Genomic DNA, 24,445 nt, shown 5'->3' on the forward strand with positions numbered 1-24,445 from the left:
AGATCCGGGGGCCGCACGCCGGGCGTGCGGCGGGAGGTCCTGTAGAGCAGAGGCAGACTCACCGCCATGGCATGGCGGGTACGCCGGTTCGAATCCGGCCGGGACCACGGGCACGGAACACGCGGGGCGGGAACACATGGGTGAGAGCGGCGGGGTCGGCGAGGCGGACCTCGCGGCCTTCCACGACCTGGTCGGCAGACTCCGGGAGCTGCCCGTCGACGACCCGGCGCGACTGCGCGCCGAGCAGGTCGCCGCCTCCTTCGCCCGCGACGGACGGCTGCGCAGACGCAAGGCGCGCGGCGCCGAGCTGTCCGCCGCCGACGCGGCCGCCATGGCCGCCACCGCGACCGGCGCGGACGACCGCCGCGAGGACGCGCCCCTGTCCGCCGCCGGCACCGGCGGTGTCTTCCGGCGCCCACGCCCCTGCTACGTCTGCAAGACGTCATATCGACAGGTCGACTCCTTCTACCACCGGCTCTGTCCGGACTGCGCGGCCGACAACCGCGCCCGGCGCCGGCTCACCACGGATCTTCGCGGGCGCCGGGTCCTGCTCACGGGCGGCCGGGTGAAGATCGGCTTCCAGCTGGCCCTGATGATGCTGAGGGACGGCGCCGAACTCCTCGTCACCAGCCGCTTCCCGCACGACACCGTTCGGCGTTTCCGCGCGGCGCCGGGCAGCGCGGCCTGGCTCGACCGCCTCACCGTCCTCGCCGTCGACCTGCGCGACCCACGCCAAGTGCTCGGCCTGTGCGAGGAGCTGCGGCAGACGGGCGATCCCCTCGACATCCTCGTCAACAACGCCGCGCAGACGGTCCGGCGGCCCCCCGAGTCCTACGCGGCTCTCGCGGCCGGCGAGACGGCCGAACTGCCCGCACTCGCCCGGAGCGCGCCGGGATTCCAGCCGGTGCGCGCGGTGCCGGGCGCCGCCGGACAGGGCGCCCTCGCGCTCGTCCTGCGCGACGCCGACGAGGCCGGGCTGCTCCCCGACCCCGCCCCGGAGAACTCCTGGTCCGCCCGGCTCGGCGACCTCGACCCCGCCGAGGTCCTGGAGACCCAGCTGGTCAACGCGCTCGCCCCGGCCCTGCTCTGCGACCGGCTGCTGCCCCTGCTGCTCGCGTCGCCGCACCCACGCACGTACATCGTGAACGTGACAGCGGTCGAGGGCCGCTTCGCCGTGCGCAACAAGACGGCCGGGCACCCCCACACGAACATGGCGAAGGCCGCCCTCAACATGCTCACCCGCACCAGCGCCGCCGAACTCGCCGAGCAGGGCGTGCACATGTGTGCCGTCGACACCGGCTGGATCACCGACGAGAACCCCGCGCCGAAGAAGGACCGCATCGCGGGCGCGGGCTTCCGCACACCGCTCGACGTCGTGGACGGCGCCGCCCGGATCTACGACCCGATCGTGCGCGGCGAGGCGGGCGCACCCGTGTCGGGCGTGTTCCTCAAGGACTACCGCGAGGCGCAGTGGTGACCGAGGTGCGGTCGTGACCGAGGACCTGTCCGCCGGAGTGCCGCGCGTCGCGCCCCGGCCGGTGGCCGAACTGGCGCCCCTGCTCGACTGGTTGCGGTCAGGGCGCCCGGCGGGCGAACGCCTCGACTTCACGGCGGGTACGGCACTGCCCGACGGACGGCTCGACCTGTGCAAGCAGGCGATCGGCGCACGGGGCGCGGCCCTCGTCGCCGAAGCGATGCGCGACACCGGGGGTGCCTCGCCCGTACGCCACCTGCTGCTCGGCACGGACGGCCTCGGCGACGCGGGAGCCGCGGAGGTGACGGGCAGCGCCGGTGCGAGCGGCATCGAGACCCTTTACCTCGGCTGCAACGGCATCACCGCGGGCGGCGCCTGCCGTATCGCCGACCAACTGCGCGCCTCGCCGCAGGTCGTGACCGGCGTCTGGCTCAAGCGCAATCCGCTGGGCGCGCCGGGCGGTCGTGCGGCGGCCGAACTGGTCGCATCCGTACGGGCGTTGCGCACCCTGGATCTCGTCCAGACCGGCCTCGACGCGGCCGGACTCACCGTCCTCGTCGACGCGCTCCTCGCGGCCGCCGACACCGGGCGGCACGTCGAGCGGATCTTCCTGGGCGGCAATCCGCTGGGGCGGGACGGCGCGGTACCGCTGGCGGAGCTGATCGCCCACGGCGCGGTACGGGAGCTGTATGTGTCGGCGGCGCGGTTGGGCGACGAGGGCGCGCTGCTGCTCGCCGCCGCCCTGGAGCGCGCACCGTACGGCGGGCTCGACCGGCTGTCTGTCGCCAGCAACGGCATCGGGCCGCGTGCGGCGGCCCGGCTGGTCGCCGCGTCGGTGTCCGCAGGGGTGGAGCTGCTCGACCTGGGCCGGGTGCGGGCCGCCGGGGTGCTCGGCGCGGCCGACAACCACCTGGACGACGAGGCGTCCGAGGCCGTCGCGGCCTCGCTCGCGGCGGGCGAGCACCGCCTGGCCCACCTGGTGCTCACCCACACCGGCCTGCGCAGCCGAGAGGCCCACCGGCTCCTCGACACCGCCGAACTCGCCCGCACACCCACGCGGTTCGTGCTCGGCCGGGGCATCGCGGCGAGCGTCAAGCGCCGTCTCGCGGCGTTGAGCGCGGACATTCCGGCGCCCGGGGTCGCGCCGGACGTCGCGGCGGTCCGCAGCGTCCACCGCTGACCCGGGGCAGGGGCAGTGGCCCGAGGTGGGAGCGGTGGCCGGAGCGGGCGGGGCGTACGATCTGCCGCAAGGGCGGGGTCGTAGCGCAGAGGCAGTCGCGCCGGTCTCCAAAACCGGAACACGCTGGTTCGAATCCGGCCGCCCCGCCCCCTCGGGCCATTCGGCCGGGCGGGTCAGGCGCCCCGCGCCGCCATCCGCGCCTTGCGCGCCGCCAGCCTCTCGTCGAACTTCGACGCCTCGGCGTCGAGGCCGTTCATGTAGAGGCCGAGCTCCTCCTGCGCCTGCAGCCCCTCGGGGCCGAGGCCGTCGATCTCCAGGACCTTCAGGAAGCGCAGCACGGGCTGGATCACGTCGTCGTGGTGGATGCGCAGGTTGTAGACCTCGCCGATGGCCATCTGGGCGGCGGCGCGCTCGAAGCCGGGCATGCCGTGACCGGGCATCCGGAAGTTGACCACCACGTCGCGCACGGCCTGCATGGTGAGGTCGGGGGCGAGCTCGAAGGCGGCCTTCAGGAGGTTCCGGTAGAAGACCATGTGGAGGTTCTCGTCGGTGGCGATGCGCGCCAGCATGCGGTCGCAGACCGGGTCGCCCGACTGGTGGCCGGTGTTCCGGTGCGAGATGCGGGTGGCCAGCTCCTGGAACGCGACGTACGCGACGGAGTGCAGCATCGAGTGGCGGTTGTCCGACTCGAAGCCCTCACTCATGTGCACCATCCGGAACTGCTCCAGCTGGTCCGGGTCGACGGCGCGCGAGGCGAGGAGGTAGTCGCGCATCACGATGCCGTGGCGGCCCTCCTCCGCCGTCCAGCGGTGCACCCAGGTGCCCCAGGCGCCGTCGCGGCCGAAGAGGGAGGCGATCTCGTGGTGGTAGCTGGGGAGGTTGTCCTCGGTGAGCAGGTTGACCACGAGGGCGATGCGCCCGATGTCGGTGACCGGGGACTGGCCCTTCTCCCACGCCTCGCCGTCTTCGAAGAAGCCGGGGAAGTTCCGGGCGTCGGAGAACGGGACGTACTCGTGGGGCATCCAGTCCTTGGCCACCTTGAGGTGGCGGTTCAGTTCCTGCTCGACCACTTCCTCCAGCGCGTGGAGCAGACGGGCATCGGTCCAGCTGTCCGTGCTGCCGAGGTGGGGAGAGGTGATCGTCACGGGGGCTCCAGAGGGGGACGGGGGCTACTTACAAGCAGTGCGGGCAGGCGGTGCGAGCGGTGCACTACCTACGGTCTCGTAGGTTACGTTGCCGTAGGTTAAGCCCGCCGTAAAGAGGCCGTGAGCCCGGGCCACACCCGCCCCTGCCGTAACAAGGGCCCCAGCACTGGTCAGGCGTACAGATCGCGCAGGCGAACTGAGAGGCACGTCACACAGCCTTCGAGCTTCTCGAATTCCCGGATATCCACAAGAACCGGCTCAAACCCGAGATCGGCGAAGAGCTCCGCGCTCTTCGGCGCACTCGCCGACATGAGCAGCTTCGAGCCGCCGAGGAGCACCACGTGAGCGCCCGCCTCCTCCGGCACGGGCAGGAAGCGCGGGAAGAGCGCGGCGGTGTCGACCAGCGGCTCGTACCCGATCACCGTTCCGTCGGGCAGTGCCGTCACCGCGGACTTCAGATGCAGGACCTTGGTCACGGGGACGGCGACGACCCGCGCCCCGAGCGGTTCGAAGACGGCCCGCAGCTGCCGCACCCCGTCCGCGTTGGTCCGCCCGCCCCGGCCCACGTAGATCGTGTCGTCGATCTTGAGGACGTCACCGCCGTCGAGCGTGGCTGGCTCCCACACCCGGTTCACCGAGCAGCCGAGCCTGCCGACCGCCTCCTCGACGCCCGGTGTCTCGCCCCGCCGGGACTCGGCGCCCGACCGCGCGATGAGGGCCACGTTGCGGAAGACCACCACCGCGTCCTCCACGAACACCGCGTCCGGGCAGTCGTCGGCCGGTTCCACCTCGAAGGTCTCCCACCCGTGTGCGGCCAGCGCCGCCGCGTAGGCCTCCCACTGCCGCGCCGCGCGCCGCGGGTCGACCGGTGTGCGCTCCAGGTGGGTGACCAGACCGTCGGCGAGGAGCGGTCCCGGGCGGCGGATCAGGGCCTTCTTGCTGGACACGGCATGCTCTCCTCACGCGGGCGGCACAGTGCCGCACATCATGCAGCGCGCGGCCCGCCCTCGCCCAGAGCGCGTCGCAGATGCTCCGCCGTGTACGAACCCTCGGCCCGAAGCAGCTCCGCGGGCGTCCCCTCGAAGACGATCCGCCCGCCGTGCTTGCCGCCGTCGGGACCCAGGTCGATCACCCAGTCCGCGTGCTTGACGACATCGAGGTTGTGCTCGACGACGAGGACGGTGTTGCCCGCGTCGACCAGCCGGTCGAGCATGGCGAGCAGCCCGTCGACATCCGCCATGTGCAGACCGGTGGTCGGCTCGTCCAGGACGTACGTGGTGCCGGTGCGGTGCAACTGCGTGGCCAGCTTGATGCGTTGGCGCTCGCCGCCCGAGAGCGTGCTCAGCGGCTGCCCGAGTGTGAGATAGGTGAGGCCCACGTCCCGCAGCGCCCGCAGGCGGCGGCGTACCGACGTGTCGTCGAAGCGCTCGAAGAACTCCAGCGCCTGATCGGCCGTCATGTCCAGTACATCCGCGACGGACCGCCCGTCCACGGTCAGCCGCAGCACCTCGTCCTTGAAGCGCCGCCCCTCGCACGCCTCGCACGTCGTGGTCACCGGGTCCATGAACGCCAGGTCGCTGTAGATGATCCCGCGTCCCTGGCAACGCTCGCACGCGCCATGGGAGTTGAAGCTGAACAGGCTCGCCTTCGCGCCGGTCCCGCGTGCGAACAGCTTGCGTACCGTGTCCATGATCCCGAGGTACGTCGCCGGGGTCGAGCGGCCCGAGATGCCGATGGACGACTGGTCCACGACCACCGCGTCCGGATGCGCCTCGACGAACGCCTTCGACACCAGCGTGCTCTTGCCGGAACCGGCGACACCGGTGACCGCCGTGAGCACCCCGGTCGGCACCCGCACGCTCACGTCCTTGAGGTTGTGCAGATCCGCGCCCTTGACCCAGTGGCCGCCGACGGCCTCGCGCGGGTGCTCCTTGATGCCGGTGACGCGCCGCAGGTGGCGGCCGGTGAGGGTGTCGGCCCCGCGCAGCTCGTCCGGCGTGCCCTCGAAGACGACCAGGCCACCGCCGGTGCCGGCCGCCGGGCCCATGTCGACGACGTGGTCGGCGACCGCGATCACGTCCGGGTCGTGCTCGACGACCAGGACGGTGTTGCCCTTGTCGCGCAGCCGGCGGAGGAGGTCGTTGAGGCGCCCCACGTCGCGCGGGTGCAGCCCGACGCTCGGCTCGTCGAAGATGTACGTCATGCCGGTGAGGCTGGAGCCGAGGTGGCGCACCATCTTCAGGCGCTGCCCCTCGCCGCCGGAGAGCGTGGACGTCTCCCGGTCCAGGCTGAGATAGCCGAGGCCGATCGCCTCGATGCGCTCCAGGGCCGCCACGGCGGCGCGGGCGATCGGCCCCGCCACCGCGTCGTCGATCCGCACCAACTCCCGGATGAGGTCGGTGACTTCCATGCGGGTGCAGTCGGCGATGCCCAGACCGTTGATGCGGGTGGCGAGCGCCGCCGGGTTGAGCCGGGCCCCGCGGCAGGCCGGGCAGGCACCTTCGATGAGGAAGCCCTGCACCATGTCGCGGGTCTTCTGGGCGAGCGCGGACAAGTCGCGGTTGAGGTACAGCCGCTCGAAACGGTCGGCGAGCCCCTCGAAGTCGATGTCCCGCGCGCCGCCCGTGTTGTCGACGCTGACCTTCTTCCTTCCCTCGCCGCCGCGCAGCAGGAACCGCCGCTCGGCGTCGGTGAACTCGCCCACAGGCTTGTGCGTGTCCAGGTCGGTGGTGTTGGTGTACGTCTGGCCCTGCCAGGTCCCCGCGGCGAACGGCGGGAAGAGGACCGCGCCGTCCGCCAGGGACCTGGCGGGGTCCAGGATGCGGTCGTAGTCGGGCCGCACGGTGCGGCCGAGCCCGTCGCACGCGGGGCACATGCCCGCCGGGTCGTTGAACGAGTACGCCGTGGCCGGGCCCGCGCTCGGTGTGCCGTGCCGGGAGAACAGCACCCGGATCACGGAGTAGATGTCCGTCATCGTGCCCACGGTGGAGCGGGAGTGGCCGCCGATCGGCTTCTGGTCGACGACGATCGCGGGGGAGAGCTCCTCGATGGCGTCCGCGTGCGGCCGCTCGTACTTCGGCAGCCGGTTGCGGACGAACCAGGTGAAGGTCTCGTTCAGCTGGCGCTGGGACTCCACCGCGATCGTGTCGAAGACGACCGACGACTTCCCGGACCCGGACACCCCGGTGAAGACCGTGAGCCGGCCCTTCGGGATGCGCAGGCTCACTTCCTTGAGGTTGTTCTCACGGGCTCCGTCGATGACGATGTGCGTTTCCTGGTGCATGCGTCCGAAGCTACGAGTAATACCCGACAGCTTCTGTCTTCTTTTCCTGGGTGATCTCCTTGAGTTCTCCGTCCAGGAGCAGCCACCGCGTGATGCCGATGGACTCCAGGAACGGCAGGTCGTGACTGGCGACGATCAGCGCGCCCTCGTACGACTCCAGGGCCGTCGAGAGCTGCTTCACGCTCGCCATGTCGAGGTTGTTCGTCGGCTCGTCGAGCATGAGCAACTGCGGCGCGGGCTCCGCGAGCAGCAGCGCCGCGAGCGCCGCACGGAACCGCTCGCCGCCCGACAGGGTCGCCGCCCGCTGGTCGGCCTTGGCCCCCTTGAAGAGGAACCGGGCGAGCCGCGCCCTGACGCGGTTGTTGGTCGCGTCGGGAGCGTACGCCGCCACGTTTTCGGCGACGGTCAGGTCGCCGTCGAGCACGTCGAGGCGCTGCGGCAGGAACCGCGTCGGTACGTGCGTCAGCGCCTCGCCGGAGACCGCGTCGAGCTCTCCGGCGATGGTGCGCAGGAGCGTGGTCTTGCCGGCGCCGTTGCGCCCGATCAGCGCGATCCGCTCGGGCCCGCGCAGCTCGAACTCGCCCTGCACACGCGCTCCGTAGCGCAGTTCGAGACCGCTGAGGGTGAGCACGGTGCGCCCGGGGTGCACCAGGGTGTGCGGCAGGTCGACGCGGATCTCGTCGTCCTCGCGCACCGCGTCGACGGCGTCGTCCAGGCGCTCCTTGGCCTCGGCGAGCTTCTCCTCGTGCAGGATGCGGTGCTTGCCCGCCGACTCCTGCGCGGCCCGCTTGCGCGCGCCCATCAGGATCTTCGGCTGGCTCCTGCTGTCCTGGATCTTCTGGCCGTACCGCTTGCGGCGGGCCAACTTGACCTGGGCGTCCGCCAGATCGCGCTTCTGCTTGCGCAGATCGGTCTCGGCGACGCGCACCATGCGCTCCGCCGCCTCCTGCTCCACGGCAAGCGCCTCCTCGTACGCGGTGAAGTTGCCCCCGTACCAACTGACCTCCCCGTCCCGCAGATCGGCGATCTGGTCGACGAGGTCGAGGAGTTCACGGTCGTGGCTGACCACGACCAGGACGCCGGACCACGCCTCGACGGCCGCGTACAGGCGCCGACGGGCGTACAGATCGAGGTTGTTGGTGGGTTCGTCGAGGAGCAGCACGTCGGGGCGGCGCAGGAGCAGGGCAGCCAGGCGCAGCAGCACCGACTCGCCGCCCGACACCTCGCCCGTGGTGCGGTCCAGGCCGATGTGGCCCAGTCCGAGCTCGGCCAGGGTGGCGACGGCGCGCTCCTCGACGTCCCAGTCGTCGCCGACCGTGGTGAAGTGCTCCTCGCGCACGTCACCGGCCTCGATGGCGTGCAGCGCGGCGCGGGTCGCGGCGATGCCGAGCACCTCGTCGACGCGCAGGCCGGTGTCGAGGGTGACGTTCTGCGGCAGATAGCCGACCTCACCCGCGACGCGCACGGCGCCGTCGGTGGGCGTCAGTTCACCGGCGATCAGCTTCAACAGGGTTGATTTCCCCGAGCCGTTGACGCCGATGAGTCCGGTTCTGCCGGGTCCGAAGGTCACCTGGAGGTCGTCGAAGACGTCGGTTCCGTCGGCCCAGGCGAAGGACAGCGACGTACAGGTGATGGAGGTGGGGGAAGTAGACATACGGGCCTCGCGGTTGCGTGGTGTGAAGCGCGGTCAGGGGCAACGCGTTCGAGACACCGCGGCGAAGATGAGGCCGGGAAAGAGAAAAGGCCTGTGCCGGGGGGACGGGACGGCTCGTGATGCCGAGGTCGCACACGGCGTGCACGGCAGCGAAGGCTGCGTGACGCGGTGTCTCATGACCTCAGACGAGCAACGTCCTACTCCTATCGACGGCAACAGAACCGCTGTACACCGTAGGGCGCTCCGTGGAGCGTGTCAACGGCTTTAACGGCTTAACGGCTTTGTCAGGGGCCCTCGGCGGGACGCCTCAGAGAGCGTCCCGCATCAGCTCGGCCAGGTCCTGGTCCAGATCGACGTGGCGGTACTCCTGGCCGACCGGCACCAGAGCCGTCGTGCGGTTCAGGAAGCCGCGGAGCTCCCCGGTGCGGATGTGGACGATCGCGGTGCCCTCGGGGGCGTGGAACTCCACGACGGTGCGGTCGAAGCCGTACGGCCGCACCCGCACGTCACCGTCGCCGACCGCGCGCTCGACGCCCTGGACGAGCAGCTCGCGGGCGAAGGTCCAGTACACCTCGACGCCCTCGAGGGTCGCGGGGGCGGGGAAGCTCATCCGGACGGCGAAGGGGTCTCGCCGGTCGTAGTGGAGTGTCGCGGGAATGCTCGGCATCCGCGGCGCGGCGGCGACGAGGCGGGCCTCTACGGCTTGCTCGATGACGGTGGACAACGCCTGCTCCCTCACTGACTGCTGGACGACTGGGGTCGGCACTTGACTAGACGACGGAATGACGAGATCCGTGCACACGAAGAGTGCGCGAGACCGAGTGACCTCTGTCACCGCGACACCGTGGCGGCGCCCGCGGTTCCCGGCGATCACCTCCTGGGGGCGGCCTTCCGGCCATCTGGACGAGCCCCGGCGCGTCGGCTAGCTTCGCCCGCCATGAGGGGCATGGGGAAGTCGAAGTCGATGAGGCGGACGGTACTCGCGGGACTGTGCGGGGCGGCACTCGCCGGAAGCGTCCTCGCGGCGCCCGGCGCCGCCGGAGCGGACACGCGCACGCACCGCACGGAGCGGGATCCGCGCTGGCAGCTCACGGACAGCGGCACCGACGCCCGCTTCCGCGGCCTCGCCGCCGTCAGCCGCGACACGGCCTGGGCGGCCGGCACCGGGGGAACCGTGCTGCGTACATCCGACGGCGGCGAGAGCTGGCGTGAAGTCTCCCCGCCCGGCGCCGCCGATCTGGAGTTCCGTGACATCGAGGCCTTCGACGGCCGCCGCGCGGTGGTGCTCGCCATCGGCGAGGGCGAGGCGTCCCGGGTGCTGCGCACCGAGGACGGCGGCGCCACCTGGACGGAGTCCTTCCGCAACACCGACGCCAGAGCCTTCTACGACTGCATGACCTTCTTCGACCGCCGCCACGGACTGGCGATGAGTGACCCCGTCGACGGTAAGTTCCGCATCCTGTCCACCGTCGACGGCGGCCGCTCCTGGCGGGTCCTGCCGACCAAGGGGATGCCCGCGGCCCAGGAGGGCGAGGCGGGGTTCGCGGCGAGCGGCCAGTGTCTGGTGAGCTCCGGGCCGCGTGACGTGTGGCTGGCCACCGGGGGAGCGGCGCGCGCGCGTGTCCTGCACTCCGGCGACCGCGGGCGGACCTGGACGGCCACCGACGCGCCGATCCCCGCGGGCGACCCGGCCCGCGGCGTCTTCGGCCTCGCCTTCCGCGACCGCACGCACGGCATAGCGGTCGGCGGCGACTACCGCGCGGGCCAGGCCTCGCCGAAGGCGGCCGCGGTCACCCGGGACGGCGGCCGCCACTGGGCCCCCGCGGACCGCCCGCCGCCCGCCTACCGCTCGGGCGTGACCTGGTTCCCGCACAGCCGCTCCACGGCCCTCGCCGTCGGCCCGACGGGCACCGACGTCACGACGGACGGCGGCCGGAGCTGGCGGACGGTCGACACGGGCTCGTACGACACCGTCGACTGCGCACGGGACCGGGGCTGCTGGGCCGCGGGGGAGAAGGGCCGCATCGCCCGCCTGCTGGGGCGCTAGGGACGTGCGAGAGCAGCCCCCTAGGCCCCCTAGGCCACCTGGGCGGGGAGCTGCTCGCGGTACGGGGCGAGCGCCGGGGCCGTCTTCGTCGCGTAGAACTCGGTGATCCGGTACTCGCACACCCCGGCCGTCGTGAACGGGTCCTGCGCGACGATCTCCTCGATCCGCGCGCGGTCGTCGGCGACGGCGATGATCACGCCGCCGTCGCGCGGGTTCTTGCGGCCGGAGGCGATGAAGACCCCGGCCTCGTACTGCTGGTCGAGCCAGTCGACATGGGCGGCCAGCTGCTCGTCGACGGCGGCGACCGGCGCGGTGTAGGTCAATTCGAGAATGAACATGATCGGGAGGCTACCGGGCACCTCAAGCGCCGGCCGAGGCCCGCCGCCCCCCTGGATGCCGCACCATGAACACGTCAATCGGGTCCTCGTCCTCGACGGTGAACCCGTGCCGCTCGTACAGCCGCCGCGCGGCGCTGCCCTGCAGCACGTCGAGGCGGACCGTCGTGCCCTCGGCGTCGGTCAGCTCCAGGAGATGGGCGAGGACGGCCGAGCCGATGCCTCTGCCCTGGCACCGCGGCGCCAGGTAGAAGTGCTCGAGCCATCGCCCGTCGGCGGCGGGCCGCAGCGTGACGCAGCCCGCGAAGGCGCCCGCCGTCTCGATCACCGACGTGTGCGCGGCCGAGAACGAGTCCCGCAGCCGCTGCCGCGCCCGGTGCGGATCGAAGCGTCCGAGCCGCTCCAGGTCCGCTCGCAGCACCGTGGCCCGCAGCTCGGCGATGATCTCGACGTCCGCCGTCCGCGCGGCACGCAGCACCCAGTCCATGACCGCAGTATCACCGCGCGGGGCGCGCGGCCGGGCGCCGAGGGGTGTTACCGCGCCAGCTCCGCCCGGACCGTCTTGCCGTTCCGGTCGCGGGTCACGCCGACGGCTCTGGCCAGCTGCTGGACCATGGGCCAGCCGAAGCCGCCGGTGCCGCCCTCGAAGTCGGGGGCCCGCTCACGCGGCGGCCGGGGGTCGGCGTCGGAGACCGCGATCGCGATGACACCGGGCCGCGCGTGCAGCCGCAGTGAGCACAGCGTGCCGCGGGCGTGGCGCACCACATTGGTGATGAGCTCGGAGACGACGAGTTCGATGCTCGCGGCGTTCTCGTCGTCCACGGCAGGAGTGAGCCCCGCGAGGTAGCCGCGGGTGAGGTCCCTCGCGTCCGAGACCGCTGCGGGCCTCTTGTCGAAGGTGGCGGTTGCCGGCGGTCCGGTGTCGAGCGGTATGTGCTGTGTCCGCATGAGCCTCCTCCTTCATCGGGTCGGCCATCCCGAGTCGTGGCCGTACGAAAGGAACTCTTGCCCGAAAAGTGGCGGCTTCAACGCCCTTGTTCTCCGGTGCGCGGCGCGCTCAGTCGCGCCCTCGCCAGTCGAGGCAGACGATCATCGCGTCGTCGTCGGTGTCGATGGGGCCCCGGTACCCGGAGAGCTCCTTGAGCACCGCGCGCGGGACCTGTGAGGGCGGCAGGAGGCGGGTGTTGGTCATCGCGCGGGTGAGCGCGCGCTCGCTGTAGCGCTCGCCCGTCGGCGACGCGGTGTTGTAGACGCCGTCGCTGACGAACAGGAGCCGGTCGCCCGGCCGGACCTGGAAGTGCTCCGTGCTGTAAGGGGTGTCCTCGGCCATACCGAGCGGAAGCTGTGCGTCCAGTTCGATGGGCTCGGGCTTGCCGTCGCGCATCCGCCACATCTTCGGCGAGCCCGCGTCGATGATCTCCACGTCCCCCGTGGTGAGATCGAAGCGCAGGAGCAGCACGGAGAGGTGGACCGCGCCCTGGAAGTGGCCGTAGACGGCCTGGTCGGCCAGGCAGGCCTGGTCGGCGAGGGACAGCCCCGCGCGCCGGGCGTTGCGCAGCGCGTTGACCGCGAGATTGGTGAGCAGGGCGGCCTGGATGCCTTCGCCCATTCCGTTGGTGACGGTGAGGGTGAGCTGGTCGGCCGATGCGGACCAGTCGAAGTTGTCGCCATGGATGGCGTACGCCGGTTCGAGCTGGGCCCCGATGTCGTACTCGGCACGGGAGCTGGAGCAGCCGGGCAGCAACTGCCACTGCATCTCGGCGGCGAGGGTGAGCCGGTCGGCCCGCCGGGCCTGGAGGTAGAGGTCGGTGTCGCGCCCCGCCACGACGATCTCGTGGGCCAGGGCCTCGGCCACCTCGGCGAGCTCGCGCACGGTGGCGGGATCGCAGGCCTCGGCGGGCAGCCGCACGCTGAGGACACCGATGCGGTCGCCGCGCACGGTGACGGGGAGGTGGGCGGTGGTCAGGTCGCCGTCGGCGCCCGTCTCGACACGGGGTTCCTGCGAGCCGAACGCGCGGCCGAGCGCACCGGTGTGCACCGGCACGGGGGTGGTGGTCTCCGGGAGGGCGTTGACCGGTTGGAGTATGGTCATCGCGTAGTCGGCCATGAGCAGTTCAACGGAGTCGGCTGCGTAGTGAACGGCGAGCGCGTCCCGCACTGCTTCGATGAGAGCGTGCGGTGCGGATCTGCGCAGCGCACGTTCCACGGCCGTGTGTCTGTCCACTTTTCGGGTACCACCTGTTCCTGTTCGGACGTTCCTGATACGGGAAGAGCTTGCGAAGGAGCTGTCGGCCTGCCATGTCTCAGCGACTGACAGGATCATTGCGAAGTGTCACAGTTGAGGGCATGGATTCCGAAACTTCCGCGGGGGGCAGCCAGGATGCGGCCGCGCATGCTGCCCGGGAAGTCATCGAACTGCTCGAGGTGCTGTGGAGCAGGGGCAGGGACATCACCACGACGGCACCCGTGTCGTCGTCGCAGCTGCGTGTGCTCTACGCCTTGGACGGTGCGCAGGGAATCAACCTCCGCACCCTCGGCGAGTACCTGGGGTCGGCACCGTCCTCGGTGAGTCGAATGTGTGACCGCCTCCATGCCCTGGGCTTCATCGAGCGGTCCCTCAGTTCAGCCAGTCGCCGCGAGCTCGAACTTCGCTTGTCGAGCCGGGGAGAAAATTACCTCAACGAACTGCGGGCCCGCCGGGAGAGTGCGCTGCTCGAAGCCATCTCGGAGATGCGGCCCGCGGAGCGCTCCGCCCTGGTCGAGGGATTGAGCGGGTTCCACAGGTCGGTGGAGTGCGCGGCGCCCAGGCCCGGCACGGCGGACGACCGCGCGGTGGAGTCCGCCTGACCGCTGCGGGGGCCGCGGCGCCGACCCGCCGGTGGCCGTTCCCCTGAATGCGTGGGTTTACTTCCGGCGTATCCAGGTACTCGCAGACGGTCGTGGCCCCATCACGGTGACAACGGTGCTGCTGGTGCGCGTAGTTGACGCGTCGTAGCCTCTGCCTGACGAAGATCGTCGACCTCGGTTAACATTTGCCGTGCGACAACAATTGCTAAGGTGGATGGAATGAACACCAGTGAGCCCGAGGCCCGGTTGCGCGTCATTGCCGCCCTGCGTGAGCAGGGGGAGAAGGTGGCCGATCGCTGGGTGCAGCTTCAGTCGGAACAGGCGGTCCTGGAGACAGGCATCACCGAGGACGAGCTGAACGAGGAAGCCGACTCCTTGGTCGAGACGCTGCTCGCCGGCCTGGAGACGGACTGTCCCGTGCAGGAAGTCGTGGTCTCGCACCGCAGTCTGCGGCAGGCCATCACGGACCTCTCGCTGCGCCGCGCCAGAGGAGGCGCGAACCCCACGTCCATCTACATGGCCGTGCTGGCGCTGAAGGAAGCGCTGCTGGAAGCGGTGCAGCAGGACACGCGGGACGTCACCGCCCTCTATCAAGCCGCCCTGTTCATCAACCGCCTGCTCGACAACGCCGGCGCCATCTCCTTCGAGACCTTCGTCGAGGGCCGCGAGGAGATCATCCGGCGACAGAGCCGCCAGCTCCTGGAAGTGTCCACGCCCGTGGTGCGCATCTGGGACCGGGTCCTCGCCGTCCCGCTGATCGGGACGCTCGACACGACCCGCACCCAGGTCGTGATGGAGAACCTCCTGGAGGCCATCGAGCGGGACGAGGCACAGGTCGCCATCATCGACATCACCGGTGTCCCCACGGTGGACACCGCGGTCGCGCACCACCTCATGCAGACCGTCAACGCGGTGCGGCTGATGGGCGCCGACTGTGTGATCAGCGGCATCCGCCCGCCGATCGCCCAGATCATCGCGCAGCTCGGCATCGACCTGTCCGCCATCCTGACCCGTGCGACGCTGGCCGACGCCCTCGCCGCCGCCATCCCGCTGCTCACCGACCAGCCGGAGCAGCGGGCCTCGTTCGCGGATGCGCGGTGAGCGGCGACTTGAGCGGCGTACCGATCCTGCGGCTCGGTGACGTGCTCGTCACCGGTCTGCTCAACGAACTCGACGACAGAGCGGCGATCGCCTTCACCGAGGAGCTGACGCAGCGCATCGTCGCCGACCGTGCGCGCGCGATCCTCATCGACATCTCCCGGCTGGAGATCATCGACTCGTTCGTGGCCCGTACGCTGATGGAGCTGACGACCACGGCGCGACTGCTGGGCGCCCGGGTGATAGTGGCCGGCATGCGGCCCGCGGTCGCGATCACCCTGGTGGAACTGGGGCTGGAGCTGTCCGGGGTGGAGACCACCCTCAACGCGGAGCAGGGGATGATCGCACTGGGCTGGCAGCCTGCCCCATCACTCAAGGGGAGCCGTGGTGTCCCTCTACGGTGACCTCGAAGAAACGCGCACCGTCCCCGCCCAGACCCGTGCCGACGGTGAGAAGCTCCGCAGCGAGCACGCCATCCGGGCGGAGGAGGACCTCCTCGCGGTGCGGCACGCGGTGCGCGAAGCGACCCTGCGGGCGGGCTTCGGGCTCGTGGACCAGACGCGCATCGTCACGGCCGCCAGCGAACTGGCCCGCAACGCCTACGTCCACGGCGGCGGAGGCTCCGTCACCCTGGAGATCATCGGGCAGGGCGGCCGACGCGGGCTGCGCCTCTCGGTGACCGACCAGGGGCCGGGCATCGCCGACCTCGACCAGGCGTTCGTCGACGGGTACACGACCGGTGCAGGGCTCGGCCACGGGCTTGGCGGCGCGCGCCGTCTCATGGACGAGTTCAAGGTGGAGACCGCGCCCGGGGAGGGCACGACCATCACCGCCGTGCGGTGGAACGGACGACGGTGAACACCGACGCAGCGGCACGCACCCTGCACATCGCCATAGACCATCCCAGCGCGGTGCAGGCCGCGGCCGATCAGGCCCGGTCGGCCGCGCGCGGCATGCCGGGAGCGCTGCCCGACCAAGCGGCCGTGCTCGCGAGCGAGCTGGCCAGCAACATCGTCAAGCATGCCAGGAACGGCGCCTTGTTCGTCCAGCGCTCCCCGCTGCGCGGCGGCATGGACATCGTCGCCGTCGACAGTGGCCCCGGCATGCCCGACGTCGCCCTGAGCCTCAGGGACGGCTACAGCACCACCAAGACGATCGGGGCGGGTCTCGGCGCCGCGCGCCGCATCGCCACCGACTTCGCCATCCGCTCGGACGCCGGACTCGGCACGCTCGCCCACGCCCGCCTCGCCGAGCCGGACGAGCCCCGCGCCCCGGCCGCCCTGGGAAGCCTGTGCCTCCCGGCTGACGGGGAGCACGAAAGCGGCGACGGATACGCCGTCGCCGAGCATGACGGCGCCTGGACCGCGCTGATGATCGACGGGCTCGGTCACGGCCCCGAGGCCGCCACGGCCGCCCAGCGCGCCGAGCGCACCTTCCTGGCGAACCCCACCGCTCCCCTGGTGGACATCCTCACGGCACTGCACAAGGCGCTGCGGCACACCCGCGGCGCCGCCGTCGCCGTGCTGCGCACCACCGGCGACCGGGTCGAATTCTGCGGCATCGGCAATGTCCGCGCCACGACCCTGTCCCCCCGAGGCATCCATCACCAGTTCACCGGCCACGCCGGCATCGTCGGTTACAACCTCCCCAAGCCCAGGAGCCGGTTCGTGGACCTCCCCGAGCACACCACCGTGGTCCTGTACACCGACGGCATCGACCACCGGTGGACCCACACCCCCACCGACGCGCGCCTCACGCTGCCCCCGGTGCTGCTTGCGGCCTCCCTGGCCCACACCCACCGCCGCCGTCGTGACGACGCCACCATCCTGGCCCTCGGCCCGCACCTGGGAATGAGATGACCCGCGAAACCGTCCGTACGCTCAAGGCGCTCCGGCACACCGTTCGAAGCATCGCCCTGGGACACCGGCTGCCCGCCGACGACCGGGCGCGCCTCGTCCTGTCGCTGAGCGAGGTGGCCGCCTCCGCCCTCGGCCGCGGCCGTCCCGTCACCCTGCTGAGCGGACGCGAGACGGGCGAGGACGGCGCCCACCGGCTGACCCTCGCCCTGCGCCTGCCGCCCCAGAGCACCGGCGCGCAGGTGGCGACGGACCGCCTGCCGCTGCGCGCGATGACCGAGCCGGACGGCACGTTCGTATGGAACCTGCCCCTGCCGCCCGCCGGCTCGCACGGCCCCGGCACGCCCTACGTCGGCGGGTGGCAGCCGAGCCGGTCCCCGGTCACCCCCGCCGCGGCCGCGCAGCACGGCGAGACCGACGTCGCGCTGCTGGAGGAGGAGCTCCGGGCGGCGCTGGCGCGCGCGGACTCCCTGGCCGACGAGCACCAGCGGCTCAAGCACGAGCTGGCCGAGACGAACAGCGGGGTCCTCGCCCTCTACGTACAGCTCGAAGAGCGCGACGAACAGCTGCGCACGGCGCACGGCCGCACCCTGCGCGCCCTGGAGGACGCGCTGCGCCCGAGACCGCTGCACGTCCAGGGCCTCGAACTGGCCGTGCACTACGCCCCGGCCAGCGACGACGCCCCTACCGGCGGAGACCTGTACGACTGGTTCACCCTCCCGGACGGCACCGTCCACATCACCGTCGTCGACGCGATCGGGCACGGGATCACCAGCACCCGCACCGCGCTGACCGTCACCCACGCGGTGCGCACCCTCGCCCTCGAAGGCCACCCGCTGGAGAGCATCGTGGCGCGGACCGACACCATCCTGGCGCCCTTCGACCAGAACGTCATGGCGACCCTGCTCCTCGCCCGCCTCGACCCGGTCGACGGCAGCCTGTCCCTGGCCAACGGCAGCCACCCCCCGGCCCTCCTCGCCCACGGGGACGGCAGCGCGACCTACCTCGAGGTGCGCGGGCGCGGAATCGGTTTTCCTCTGCCCGGCAGCGACCGCGTCCTGACCACCACCCTGGGCCACGACGACGTGCTGCTCCTCTACACGGACGGCCTCACCGAGAGCCGCAGGGACCCCATCGCGGGCGAGGCCCGCCTCAAGGAGGCCCTGTGCCGGCACCGCGCACGACCGACCGAGCAGATCCCCGGCCTACTGGCCGGAGACCTGCTCGCCGACGTGCTCCACCAGGACGACACACTGGCGATCGTGCTGCGGCGTACGGGGGCGTGACCGGCGGCTAGTCGGTCACCTCGATCCGGCCGTTGACGGGGGCCGGTGCCGGGGCCGGTGTCGGCTGCTTGTCTCCGGTGAGGTTCTTCAGGAGCTCCGCGAGGTCGACCCCCGTGGTGGAGTTGAGCAGCTCGACGCCCTGGGCGACGTTGTCGGCCACCGTGCGCGAGAGCCGGCTCGCCCCGTCCGTGGAGATCACCGTCATCTTGTCCACCGCGCTCAGCGGCTCGGACGCCTTGGCGACGACACTCGGCAGGACCTCGACGAGCATCTGCAGGACGGCGGCGTCGCCGTACCGCGTGAACGCGTCGGCCTTCTTGTGCATCGCCTCCGCCTCCGCGGACCCCTTCGCGCCGATGGCGGCGGCCTCCGCCTCACCCTCCAGGCGCACGGCGTCGGCGAGCGCGGCGCGGTGCGCCTTCTCGCCCTCACCGGTGAGCCGGGCCCGCTCCGCGTCGGCCTCGGCCTGCTTGACCAGGCCGATCCGGCGGGCCTCCGCCTCCTGCTCGGCCTGGTAGCGAGCGGCGTCGGCGGGCTTGCGGACCTGGGTGTCCAGCTCGCGGTCGGTCAGCGCGGCCTGGCGCTGGGCCACCTTCTCCTGCTCGGACAGGACGTCCTGCCGCCGGGCCGCCTCGGCGAGCGGCCCCGCGGCGGCGGCGCGGGCCGCGGCCTCGTCCGTCTCGGCCTTGATCTCGGCCTGCTTGAGCGCGAACGTCCGCTGGGCGACCGCGATCTCCTCCTCGGCCTTCAGCCGCGCCTGCTCGGCGGCGCGGCGCGCCACCGCCTCTGCGATGTCCGCCTCCTGCTTGGCGCGGGCCGCCTCGGGCCGCCCCAGGTCCTCCAGGTAGGAGCCCTCCGTGGTGATGTCCTGGATCTGGAAGGCGTCCAGGACCAGGCCCTGCCCGGACAGGCTGGCCTCGGCCTCCTCGGCGACCTGCCCGGCGAACGCGGCACGGTCCCGGATGATGTCCTCGACCGACATGCGGCCCACGATGGAGCGCAGCGCGCCGGACAGCACCTCCTGGGTGAAGCCGACGATGCCGTCCTGCTGCACCAGGAACCGCTGGGCCGCGGCCCGTATCGAGTCCTCGGTGCCGCCGACCTTCACGATGGCGACGCCTTCGAGGTTCGCCTTCACACCGCGCAGCGTGACCGCGCCGCGCACGGCGATCGGAATGTGCCGCGAGGACAGGTCGAGGGTGAACTTCTGCTGCACGAACGGCACGACGAAGACGCCGCCGCCGACCACGACCTTCTGGCCGCTGTTGTCGGTCATGACCCGGCCGGTGTCCGGGTCGGTGGACTTCTTGCCGCGCCGGCCGGTCACGATGAAGGCCTCGCTGGGCCCGGCGACCTTGTAGCGCGTGATGACGACGAGCGCCAACAGGACGAGGAGTACGACGACTCCGACGACGGAGATCAGGACTGGGCTCATGGTGCGTTCCCCTCTGCCGCCCGGGACGGCAGATCGGTTTCGTGATGGTCGGGTGCGGGGCGTGCGCCGGGTCAGCGCTCCACGGGCCGCACGGTCACCGAGGTCGGCGAGAGCGTCGCGTCGACCCAGATCTCGGTGCCCCGCGCCACGGCGACGGAGCTGCGGGCCGCGAACTTCACGCGCTGGCCCGCGAGGTGCAGCAGCACTTCGCCGTAGCCGTCGGCCGGGATCGCGGTGACCACGGACCCCGGGGTGCCCACGAGGTCGTCGCCGCGCGGGGTGCGGGCGGTCTGGTCGCGCATCAGGGCGCGGGTGAACTGCCACGTCACCCAGCCCGCGCCGGCCCCGGCGCAGGCTCCCGCGACGGTGGCGGGGCCCGCGCCGAGGCCGGTGGTGCCGAGCACGAGCGCTCCGCCGAAGCCGAGCATGGACACGAACCCGGCGACGACCGGCAGTGAGAGGAGCCCGTCGAAGAGCCCGTCCAGCGCGCCCGCCCCGCCGAAGAGGCTGTCGAGCACCCCGTCGAGGACGAGCGAGAGCGCCAGCAGCACGATCCCCGTGATGCCGAGAACCAGAAACACCGTCATCGGATCACTTCCCCCGTCATGCCGTTCACCTCGGTACGGGGCGATCCTGGCACGGCGGCGAAAGGTCTGACATTGCCTGCTTCCGGCAATCTTTACGCTTCTTTAATGCCGGACATCCGGGCCCAACTAGGCTGGCCCGCACCATGATCAGCCACACACCGCCCCCAGACTGGCCCACCGACGAGCGGACGGCACGCGCCGTCCAGGACGAACTGCGCACCCGCGTCGTCCTCGACGAGGAGGGCCCGCCGCCCGGCACGGGACACGTGACCGGCGTGGACGTCGCCTACGACGACGAGCGGGACATCGTCGCCGCGGCCGTCGTCGTTCTGGACGCCGCGACGCTCGACGTGGTCGAGGAGTCGACGGCGGTCGGCACGGTGGCGTTCCCCTATGTGCCCGGCCTGCTGGCGTTCCGCGAGATCCCGGCGGTCCGCGCCGCGCTCGCCGGGCTGCGGGCCGACCCGGGCCTGGTCGTCTGCGACGGCTACGGCATCGCCCACCCGCGCCGCTTCGGCCTCGCGAGCCACCTCGGCGTCCTGACCGGTCTGCCGACGCTGGGCGTCGCCAAGAACCCCTTCACCTTCTCGTACGACGCCCCGGCCGCCGCGCGGGGGAGCGGGGCACCGCTGCTGGACGGCGAAGAGGAGGTGGGCCGCGCGCTGCGCACCCGCGAGGGCGTGAAGCCGGTCTTCGTCTCGGCCGGTCACCGCGTGAGCCTGGCCAATGCCTGCGAGCACGTGCTGCGCCTGACGCCCCGCTACCGCCTCCCGGAGTCCACGCGGCGCGCGGATGCCCTGTGCCGCGCGGCCCTGCGGGAGGCGACCGGGGCATGACCCACCGGGTTGAACGATCAAATGAGGGGCGGGTTAGCATATGAGCGCCGCCTAGCTCGAAAGATACTTCTGTGACTGTCAATGACGACTCGTTCACCAATTGGAAGCACCGCGAGGAGATCGCGGAGTCGATGATCCCGATCATCGGGAAGCTGCACCGCGAGCGGGACGTGACGGTCCTGCTGCACAGCCGCTCCTTGGTGAACAAGTCGGTGGTCAGCATCCTGAAGACCCACCGATTCGCCCGGCAGATCGCCGGCGCGGAGCTCTCGGTCACCGAGACGCTGCCGTTCCTGCGGGCGCTCACCACCCTCGACCTCGGCCCTTCGCAGATCGACATCGGCATGCTCGCCGCGACGTACCGGACCGACGACCGCGGTCTGAGCGTCGAGGAGTTCACCGCCGAGGCCGTCGCAGGCGCCACGGGCGAGAACAAGATCGAGTGCCGCGAGGGCCGCGACGTCGTCCTCTACGGCTTCGGCCGCATCGGCCGCCTCGTCGCCCGCCTGCTCATCGAGAAGGCGGGCTCCGGCAACGGCCTGCGACTGCGCGCGGTCGTCGTCCGCCGGGGCGGGGAGCAGGACATCGTGAAGCGCGCCTCGCTGCTGCGCCGCGACTCCATCCACGGCCAGTTCCAGGGCACGATCACCGTCGACGAGGCGAACAGCACCATCGTCGCCAACGGCAACGAGATCAAGGTGATCTACGCCAACGACCCCTCCGAGGTCGACTACACGGCGTACGGCATCAAGGACGCCATCCTCATCGACAACACCGGCAAGTGGCGGGACCGCGAGGGCCTCTCGCAGCACCTGCGCCCCGGCATCGACAAGGTCGTCCTGACCGCCCCGGGCAAGGGCGACGTCCCGAACATCGTGCACGGCGTCAACCACGACACGATCAAGCCGGACGAGCAGATCCTGTCCTGCGCCTCCTGCACCACCAACGCGATCGTGCCGCCGCTGAAGGCGATGGCGGACGAGTACGGCGTGGTGCGCGGCCATGTGGAGACCGTCCACTCGTTCACCAACGACCAGAACCTGCTGGACAATTACCACAAGGCGGACCGCCGCGGCCGCTCCGCGCCGCTCAACATGGTCATCACGGAGACCGGGGCCGCCTCCGCCGTCGCCAAGGCGCTGCCGGACCTCAAGGCGCCCATCACGGGCAGCTCGATCCGCGTGCCGGTGCCGGACGTCTCGATCGCCATCCTCAGCCTGCGGCTCGGCCGCGAGGCGACCCGCGACGAGGTCCTCGACTACCTCCGCAACGTATCGCTGACCTCGCCGCTCAAGCGTCAGATCGACTTCACCAGCGCCCCCGACGCGGTCTCCAACGACTTCATCGGCTCGCGCCACGCCTCGATCGTCGACGCAGGCGCCACCAAGGTCGACGGCGACAACGCGATCCTCTACCTGTGGTACGACAACGAGTTCGGCTACTCGTGCCAGGTCATCCGGGTCGTCCAGCACGTCTCCGGAGTGGAGTACCCGACCTACCCGGTGCCGGTGGTCTGACCTGCCGATGGATGCCCCGCACGGCCACGTGCGGGGCATCCTCGCGCGCCGTACTACCGCACCGAAGCGACCCGGAACGACATCCCCGCCGCCCGCAGCCGTGCCAGCAGCGCGTCGCCCATCGCCACGGCGGTGGTCACCTGACCCGCGGACGGCGGCAGAGTGTCAAGGGCGAGGCAGAGCGCCGACTCGGCGAGGATCTTCGCCGTCTCGTCGTACCCGGGGTCGCCGCCCGAGACCTCGGTGAAGACCCGCTTGCCGCCGCCCTCGCCGACGAACCGCACCGAGAACCACGTCTTGGCCCGCCGCTCCTGGCTCGGCCCGTCACCGGGCTTCACCCGGCCCGACAACCACCGCCGCGCGGGCGGCAGTTGAGCGGCCGCCAGCAGACCGCCGAGGGCCACCGGTGCGCCCAGCGCGACCGGCAGCGTCTTCACGGCCGCGTAGTGCCGGTAGCGGAAGTCGGGCCCGTACCGCTCCAGGGCCCGCGCCGAGCGCTGCACCACCTGCGGGTCGATCGTCGGCAACGGCAGTGCCCACGCGCCCACTTCGCCGGCGTACCGGGGCGCGCTCGGCGGGGCGTACGCCTTGCGGTCCGTCGGCCGGGGCTCGTGGCGCCGCCGCTCCTTCGCGGCGGCCAGCATCTGCGGGGCCCGCGCGAACTGGTTGAGCACGGAGGCGAACGTGCCGCCCGAGAACTGGCCGTTGGTCCGTACGAACCCGTCGACACGCAGCGGCACCCCCTCGGGTAGCTGCTGCACGGTGAAGTACGCCCCCAGATCGTGCGGGACCGAGTCGAAGCCGCAGGCGTGCACGAGGCGCGCGCCGGTCTCCCGCGCGCGGGAGTCGTGCTTCACGTACATGAGGTCGACGAACTCCGGCTCGCCCGTCAGGTCCACGTAGTCCGTGCCCGCCTCCGCGCACGCGGCGACCAGTTCCTGCCCGTACGTCAGATAGGGGCCGACGGTCGTGGCGACCACGCGCGCGTGGGCGGCCATCTCCCGCAGGGAGTCCGGGTCCGCCACATCGGCGCGCACCAGGGGGAGTTCGGCGCACGCCGGGTCGAGTGCGGCAAGCCGCTCGCGCAGCCGCTCCAACTTGTCCGTGTCGCGCCCCGCGATGGCCCACCGCAGCCCCTCGGGGGCATGCGAGGCGAGGTACTCGGCGGTGAGCACCCCCACGAAGCCGGTCGCTCCGAAGAGCACGATGTCGTATGCGCGATCCGCCTTCGCGCCGCTCTCGTCGTTCCCGTCACTCTCGCCGTGCTGACTGCTCATGACACCTCTCCGCTGTACGCCCCCGTGCGGTCGTGAGTGGCCGAGGCTAGCGCGCACGCCACCGGAGTCCGTCCTACACCCCCGGTGCCGACCGCACCACGATGCCGTTCCGCTCGAACAGGGCCGCGGTGACCCCGTCGCCCGCCACCAGCTCCCCGCCGAACGATCCGTCATACACCGTCCCGCGGCCGCACGACGGGCTGCGCGGCATCAGCAGCGCCTCCGTGCACCCGCCGTGCCGCGCGGCCGCCAGCGCCCGCCGCGCGCCGTCCACGAACTCGGCCGTCACATCGCGCCCGGTGTCCTCGACCACCCGCGCGGCGCCGTCCAGGACGTCGTGCCCGTCACCCCCGACGAGCTCGGCGGGGCGGCGCGGCGTCGGCAGCCCCCCGGCGGCCTCGGGGCAGAACGACACGACCGTGCGGCCCGCCACCGCCTCGTCGAGCTCCGGCGAGGTCTTGTCCCGGCCGTCGTAGCGGCATGGAACTCCCCGCAGACATGCGCTGACCAATACGGAATCCATGCCCGCAGGTTAGGCGCCGCACGGTCGGGAGCAGCCGGCGCCCCAGAATTGGCTAAGCGCTTGCT

The 24,445-nt window shown here is 71.7% G+C and carries 24 protein-coding genes and 2 tRNA genes; 13 read left to right on the plus strand and 13 right to left on the minus strand.

What is annotated here, in order from left to right:
* Window positions 1-35 precede the first annotated feature (35 nt).
* The 4 genes from ACZ56E_RS00855 (at window position 36) to ACZ56E_RS00870 (ending at window position 2,802) form a co-directional block, all read left to right on the plus strand.
* Window positions 36-107, plus strand: a tRNA-Ala gene (locus ACZ56E_RS00855).
* Between the two features lie 29 nt (window positions 108-136).
* Window positions 137-1,477 carry an SDR family oxidoreductase gene (locus ACZ56E_RS00860; protein ID WP_471209370.1) on the plus strand — a complete coding sequence of 447 codons (1,341 nt, stop codon included), beginning with the start codon at window positions 137-139 and terminating at the stop codon, window positions 1,475-1,477.
* A gap of 13 nt (window positions 1,478-1,490) precedes the next feature.
* Window positions 1,491-2,654 carry a leucine-rich repeat domain-containing protein gene (locus tag ACZ56E_RS00865; RefSeq protein ID WP_471209373.1) on the plus strand — a complete coding sequence of 388 codons (1,164 nt, stop codon included), beginning with the start codon at window positions 1,491-1,493 and terminating at the stop codon, window positions 2,652-2,654.
* Between the two features lie 72 nt (window positions 2,655-2,726).
* A tRNA-Trp gene (locus ACZ56E_RS00870) sits at window positions 2,727-2,802 on the plus strand.
* A gap of 25 nt (window positions 2,803-2,827) precedes the next feature.
* Here the strand turns inward: ACZ56E_RS00870 and ACZ56E_RS00875 are convergent.
* The 5 genes from ACZ56E_RS00875 to ssgD form a co-directional block, all read right to left on the minus strand.
* Window positions 2,828-3,799, minus strand: a complete 972-nt coding sequence (locus ACZ56E_RS00875; RefSeq protein WP_468603676.1) for an acyl-ACP desaturase — start codon at window positions 3,797-3,799, stop codon at window positions 2,828-2,830.
* Between the two features lie 170 nt (window positions 3,800-3,969).
* A complete protein-coding gene (gene ddaH, locus ACZ56E_RS00880) occupies window positions 3,970-4,746 on the minus strand; it encodes a dimethylargininase (protein ID WP_471209376.1) in 777 nt (258 codons plus the stop codon).
* A gap of 38 nt (window positions 4,747-4,784) precedes the next feature.
* Window positions 4,785-7,082: an ATP-binding cassette domain-containing protein gene (locus tag ACZ56E_RS00885; RefSeq protein WP_471209379.1), complete on the minus strand. Its 2,298-nt coding sequence runs from the start codon at window positions 7,080-7,082 to the stop codon at window positions 4,785-4,787.
* A 10-nt stretch (window positions 7,083-7,092) separates the two neighbouring features.
* Window positions 7,093-8,736 (minus strand): ABC-F family ATP-binding cassette domain-containing protein, encoded by a 1,644-nt coding sequence (locus tag ACZ56E_RS00890; RefSeq protein ID WP_471209382.1) that lies wholly within the window; start codon window positions 8,734-8,736, stop codon window positions 7,093-7,095.
* A 307-nt stretch (window positions 8,737-9,043) separates the two neighbouring features.
* A complete protein-coding gene (gene ssgD / locus ACZ56E_RS00895; protein ID WP_468603684.1) occupies window positions 9,044-9,460 on the minus strand; it encodes a spore wall synthesis regulator SsgD in 417 nt (138 codons plus the stop codon).
* Window positions 9,461-9,682: 222 nt separating this feature from the next.
* Here ssgD and ACZ56E_RS00900 point away from each other — a divergent pair, with 222 nt between their 5' ends.
* Window positions 9,683-10,783, plus strand: coding sequence for a WD40/YVTN/BNR-like repeat-containing protein (locus tag ACZ56E_RS00900; protein WP_471209386.1), 1,101 nt, complete (start codon window positions 9,683-9,685; stop codon window positions 10,781-10,783).
* Between the two features lie 29 nt (window positions 10,784-10,812).
* On the opposite strand, the gene ACZ56E_RS00905 is transcribed toward ACZ56E_RS00900, so the two are convergent.
* The 4 genes from ACZ56E_RS00905 to ACZ56E_RS00920 form a co-directional block, all read right to left on the minus strand.
* Window positions 10,813-11,121, minus strand: coding sequence for a YciI family protein (locus ACZ56E_RS00905; RefSeq protein ID WP_471209388.1), 309 nt, complete (start codon window positions 11,119-11,121; stop codon window positions 10,813-10,815).
* A gap of 22 nt (window positions 11,122-11,143) precedes the next feature.
* Window positions 11,144-11,605, minus strand: coding sequence for a GNAT family N-acetyltransferase (locus tag ACZ56E_RS00910; protein WP_471209391.1), 462 nt, complete (start codon window positions 11,603-11,605; stop codon window positions 11,144-11,146).
* A gap of 47 nt (window positions 11,606-11,652) precedes the next feature.
* Complete coding sequence (locus ACZ56E_RS00915) at window positions 11,653-12,066, minus strand: ATP-binding protein (protein WP_468603692.1); 414 nt, start codon at window positions 12,064-12,066, stop codon at window positions 11,653-11,655.
* A gap of 109 nt (window positions 12,067-12,175) precedes the next feature.
* A complete protein-coding gene (locus ACZ56E_RS00920; RefSeq protein WP_471209394.1) occupies window positions 12,176-13,342 on the minus strand; it encodes a PP2C family protein-serine/threonine phosphatase in 1,167 nt (388 codons plus the stop codon).
* A gap of 122 nt (window positions 13,343-13,464) precedes the next feature.
* On the opposite strand from ACZ56E_RS00920, the gene ACZ56E_RS00925 reads away from it, so the two are divergent.
* From ACZ56E_RS00925 to ACZ56E_RS00950, 6 genes are all read left to right on the plus strand, one after another.
* Window positions 13,465-13,965, plus strand: coding sequence for a MarR family winged helix-turn-helix transcriptional regulator (locus tag ACZ56E_RS00925; RefSeq protein ID WP_471209397.1), 501 nt, complete (start codon window positions 13,465-13,467; stop codon window positions 13,963-13,965).
* Window positions 13,966-14,184: 219 nt separating this feature from the next.
* A complete protein-coding gene (locus ACZ56E_RS00930; RefSeq protein ID WP_468603698.1) occupies window positions 14,185-15,066 on the plus strand; it encodes an STAS domain-containing protein in 882 nt (293 codons plus the stop codon).
* On the plus strand, window positions 15,063-15,467 hold the full coding sequence (locus tag ACZ56E_RS00935; protein WP_471209400.1) for an STAS domain-containing protein: 405 nt from the start codon (window positions 15,063-15,065) through the stop codon (window positions 15,465-15,467). Before ACZ56E_RS00930 ends, ACZ56E_RS00935 begins: the two co-directional genes overlap by 4 nt.
* Before the next feature lie 70 nt (window positions 15,468-15,537).
* Window positions 15,538-15,921, plus strand: a complete 384-nt coding sequence (locus ACZ56E_RS00940; RefSeq protein ID WP_471211461.1) for an anti-sigma regulatory factor — start codon at window positions 15,538-15,540, stop codon at window positions 15,919-15,921.
* Window positions 15,918-16,922: a SpoIIE family protein phosphatase gene (locus ACZ56E_RS00945; protein ID WP_471209403.1), complete on the plus strand. Its 1,005-nt coding sequence runs from the start codon at window positions 15,918-15,920 to the stop codon at window positions 16,920-16,922. Before ACZ56E_RS00940 ends, ACZ56E_RS00945 begins: the two co-directional genes overlap by 4 nt.
* The gene (locus ACZ56E_RS00950; RefSeq protein WP_471209406.1) at window positions 16,919-18,205 is read left to right on the plus strand and encodes a PP2C family protein-serine/threonine phosphatase; all 1,287 of its coding nucleotides are present in this window, start codon (window positions 16,919-16,921) and stop codon (window positions 18,203-18,205) included. Before ACZ56E_RS00945 ends, ACZ56E_RS00950 begins: the two co-directional genes overlap by 4 nt.
* Before the next feature lie 7 nt (window positions 18,206-18,212).
* On the opposite strand, the gene ACZ56E_RS00955 is transcribed toward ACZ56E_RS00950, so the two are convergent.
* Both ACZ56E_RS00955 and ACZ56E_RS00960 read right to left on the minus strand, forming a co-directional pair.
* Window positions 18,213-19,640 (minus strand): flotillin family protein, encoded by a 1,428-nt coding sequence (locus ACZ56E_RS00955; RefSeq protein ID WP_471209409.1) that lies wholly within the window; start codon window positions 19,638-19,640, stop codon window positions 18,213-18,215.
* Between the two features lie 71 nt (window positions 19,641-19,711).
* The gene (locus ACZ56E_RS00960; protein WP_471209412.1) at window positions 19,712-20,227 is read right to left on the minus strand and encodes a hypothetical protein; all 516 of its coding nucleotides are present in this window, start codon (window positions 20,225-20,227) and stop codon (window positions 19,712-19,714) included.
* Between the two features lie 143 nt (window positions 20,228-20,370).
* On the opposite strand from ACZ56E_RS00960, the gene nfi reads away from it, so the two are divergent.
* Both nfi and ACZ56E_RS00970 read left to right on the plus strand, forming a co-directional pair.
* The gene (nfi, locus tag ACZ56E_RS00965; protein WP_471209415.1) at window positions 20,371-21,063 is read left to right on the plus strand and encodes a deoxyribonuclease V; all 693 of its coding nucleotides are present in this window, start codon (window positions 20,371-20,373) and stop codon (window positions 21,061-21,063) included.
* Window positions 21,064-21,134: 71 nt separating this feature from the next.
* Window positions 21,135-22,580 (plus strand): glyceraldehyde-3-phosphate dehydrogenase, encoded by a 1,446-nt coding sequence (locus ACZ56E_RS00970; RefSeq protein ID WP_468603710.1) that lies wholly within the window; start codon window positions 21,135-21,137, stop codon window positions 22,578-22,580.
* 53 nt (window positions 22,581-22,633) lie between these two features.
* On the opposite strand, the gene ACZ56E_RS00975 is transcribed toward ACZ56E_RS00970, so the two are convergent.
* Complete coding sequence (locus tag ACZ56E_RS00975; protein WP_471209418.1) at window positions 22,634-23,857, minus strand: saccharopine dehydrogenase family protein; 1,224 nt, start codon at window positions 23,855-23,857, stop codon at window positions 22,634-22,636.
* A gap of 73 nt (window positions 23,858-23,930) precedes the next feature.
* Entirely contained in the window at window positions 23,931-24,380 is a 450-nt protein-coding gene (locus ACZ56E_RS00980) for a 2-thiouracil desulfurase family protein (protein WP_468603714.1), read from the minus strand.
* Window positions 24,381-24,445: the final 65 nt, after the last annotated feature.

The sequence above is a fragment of the Streptomyces sp. NPDC039480 genome, assembly GCF_055597165.1.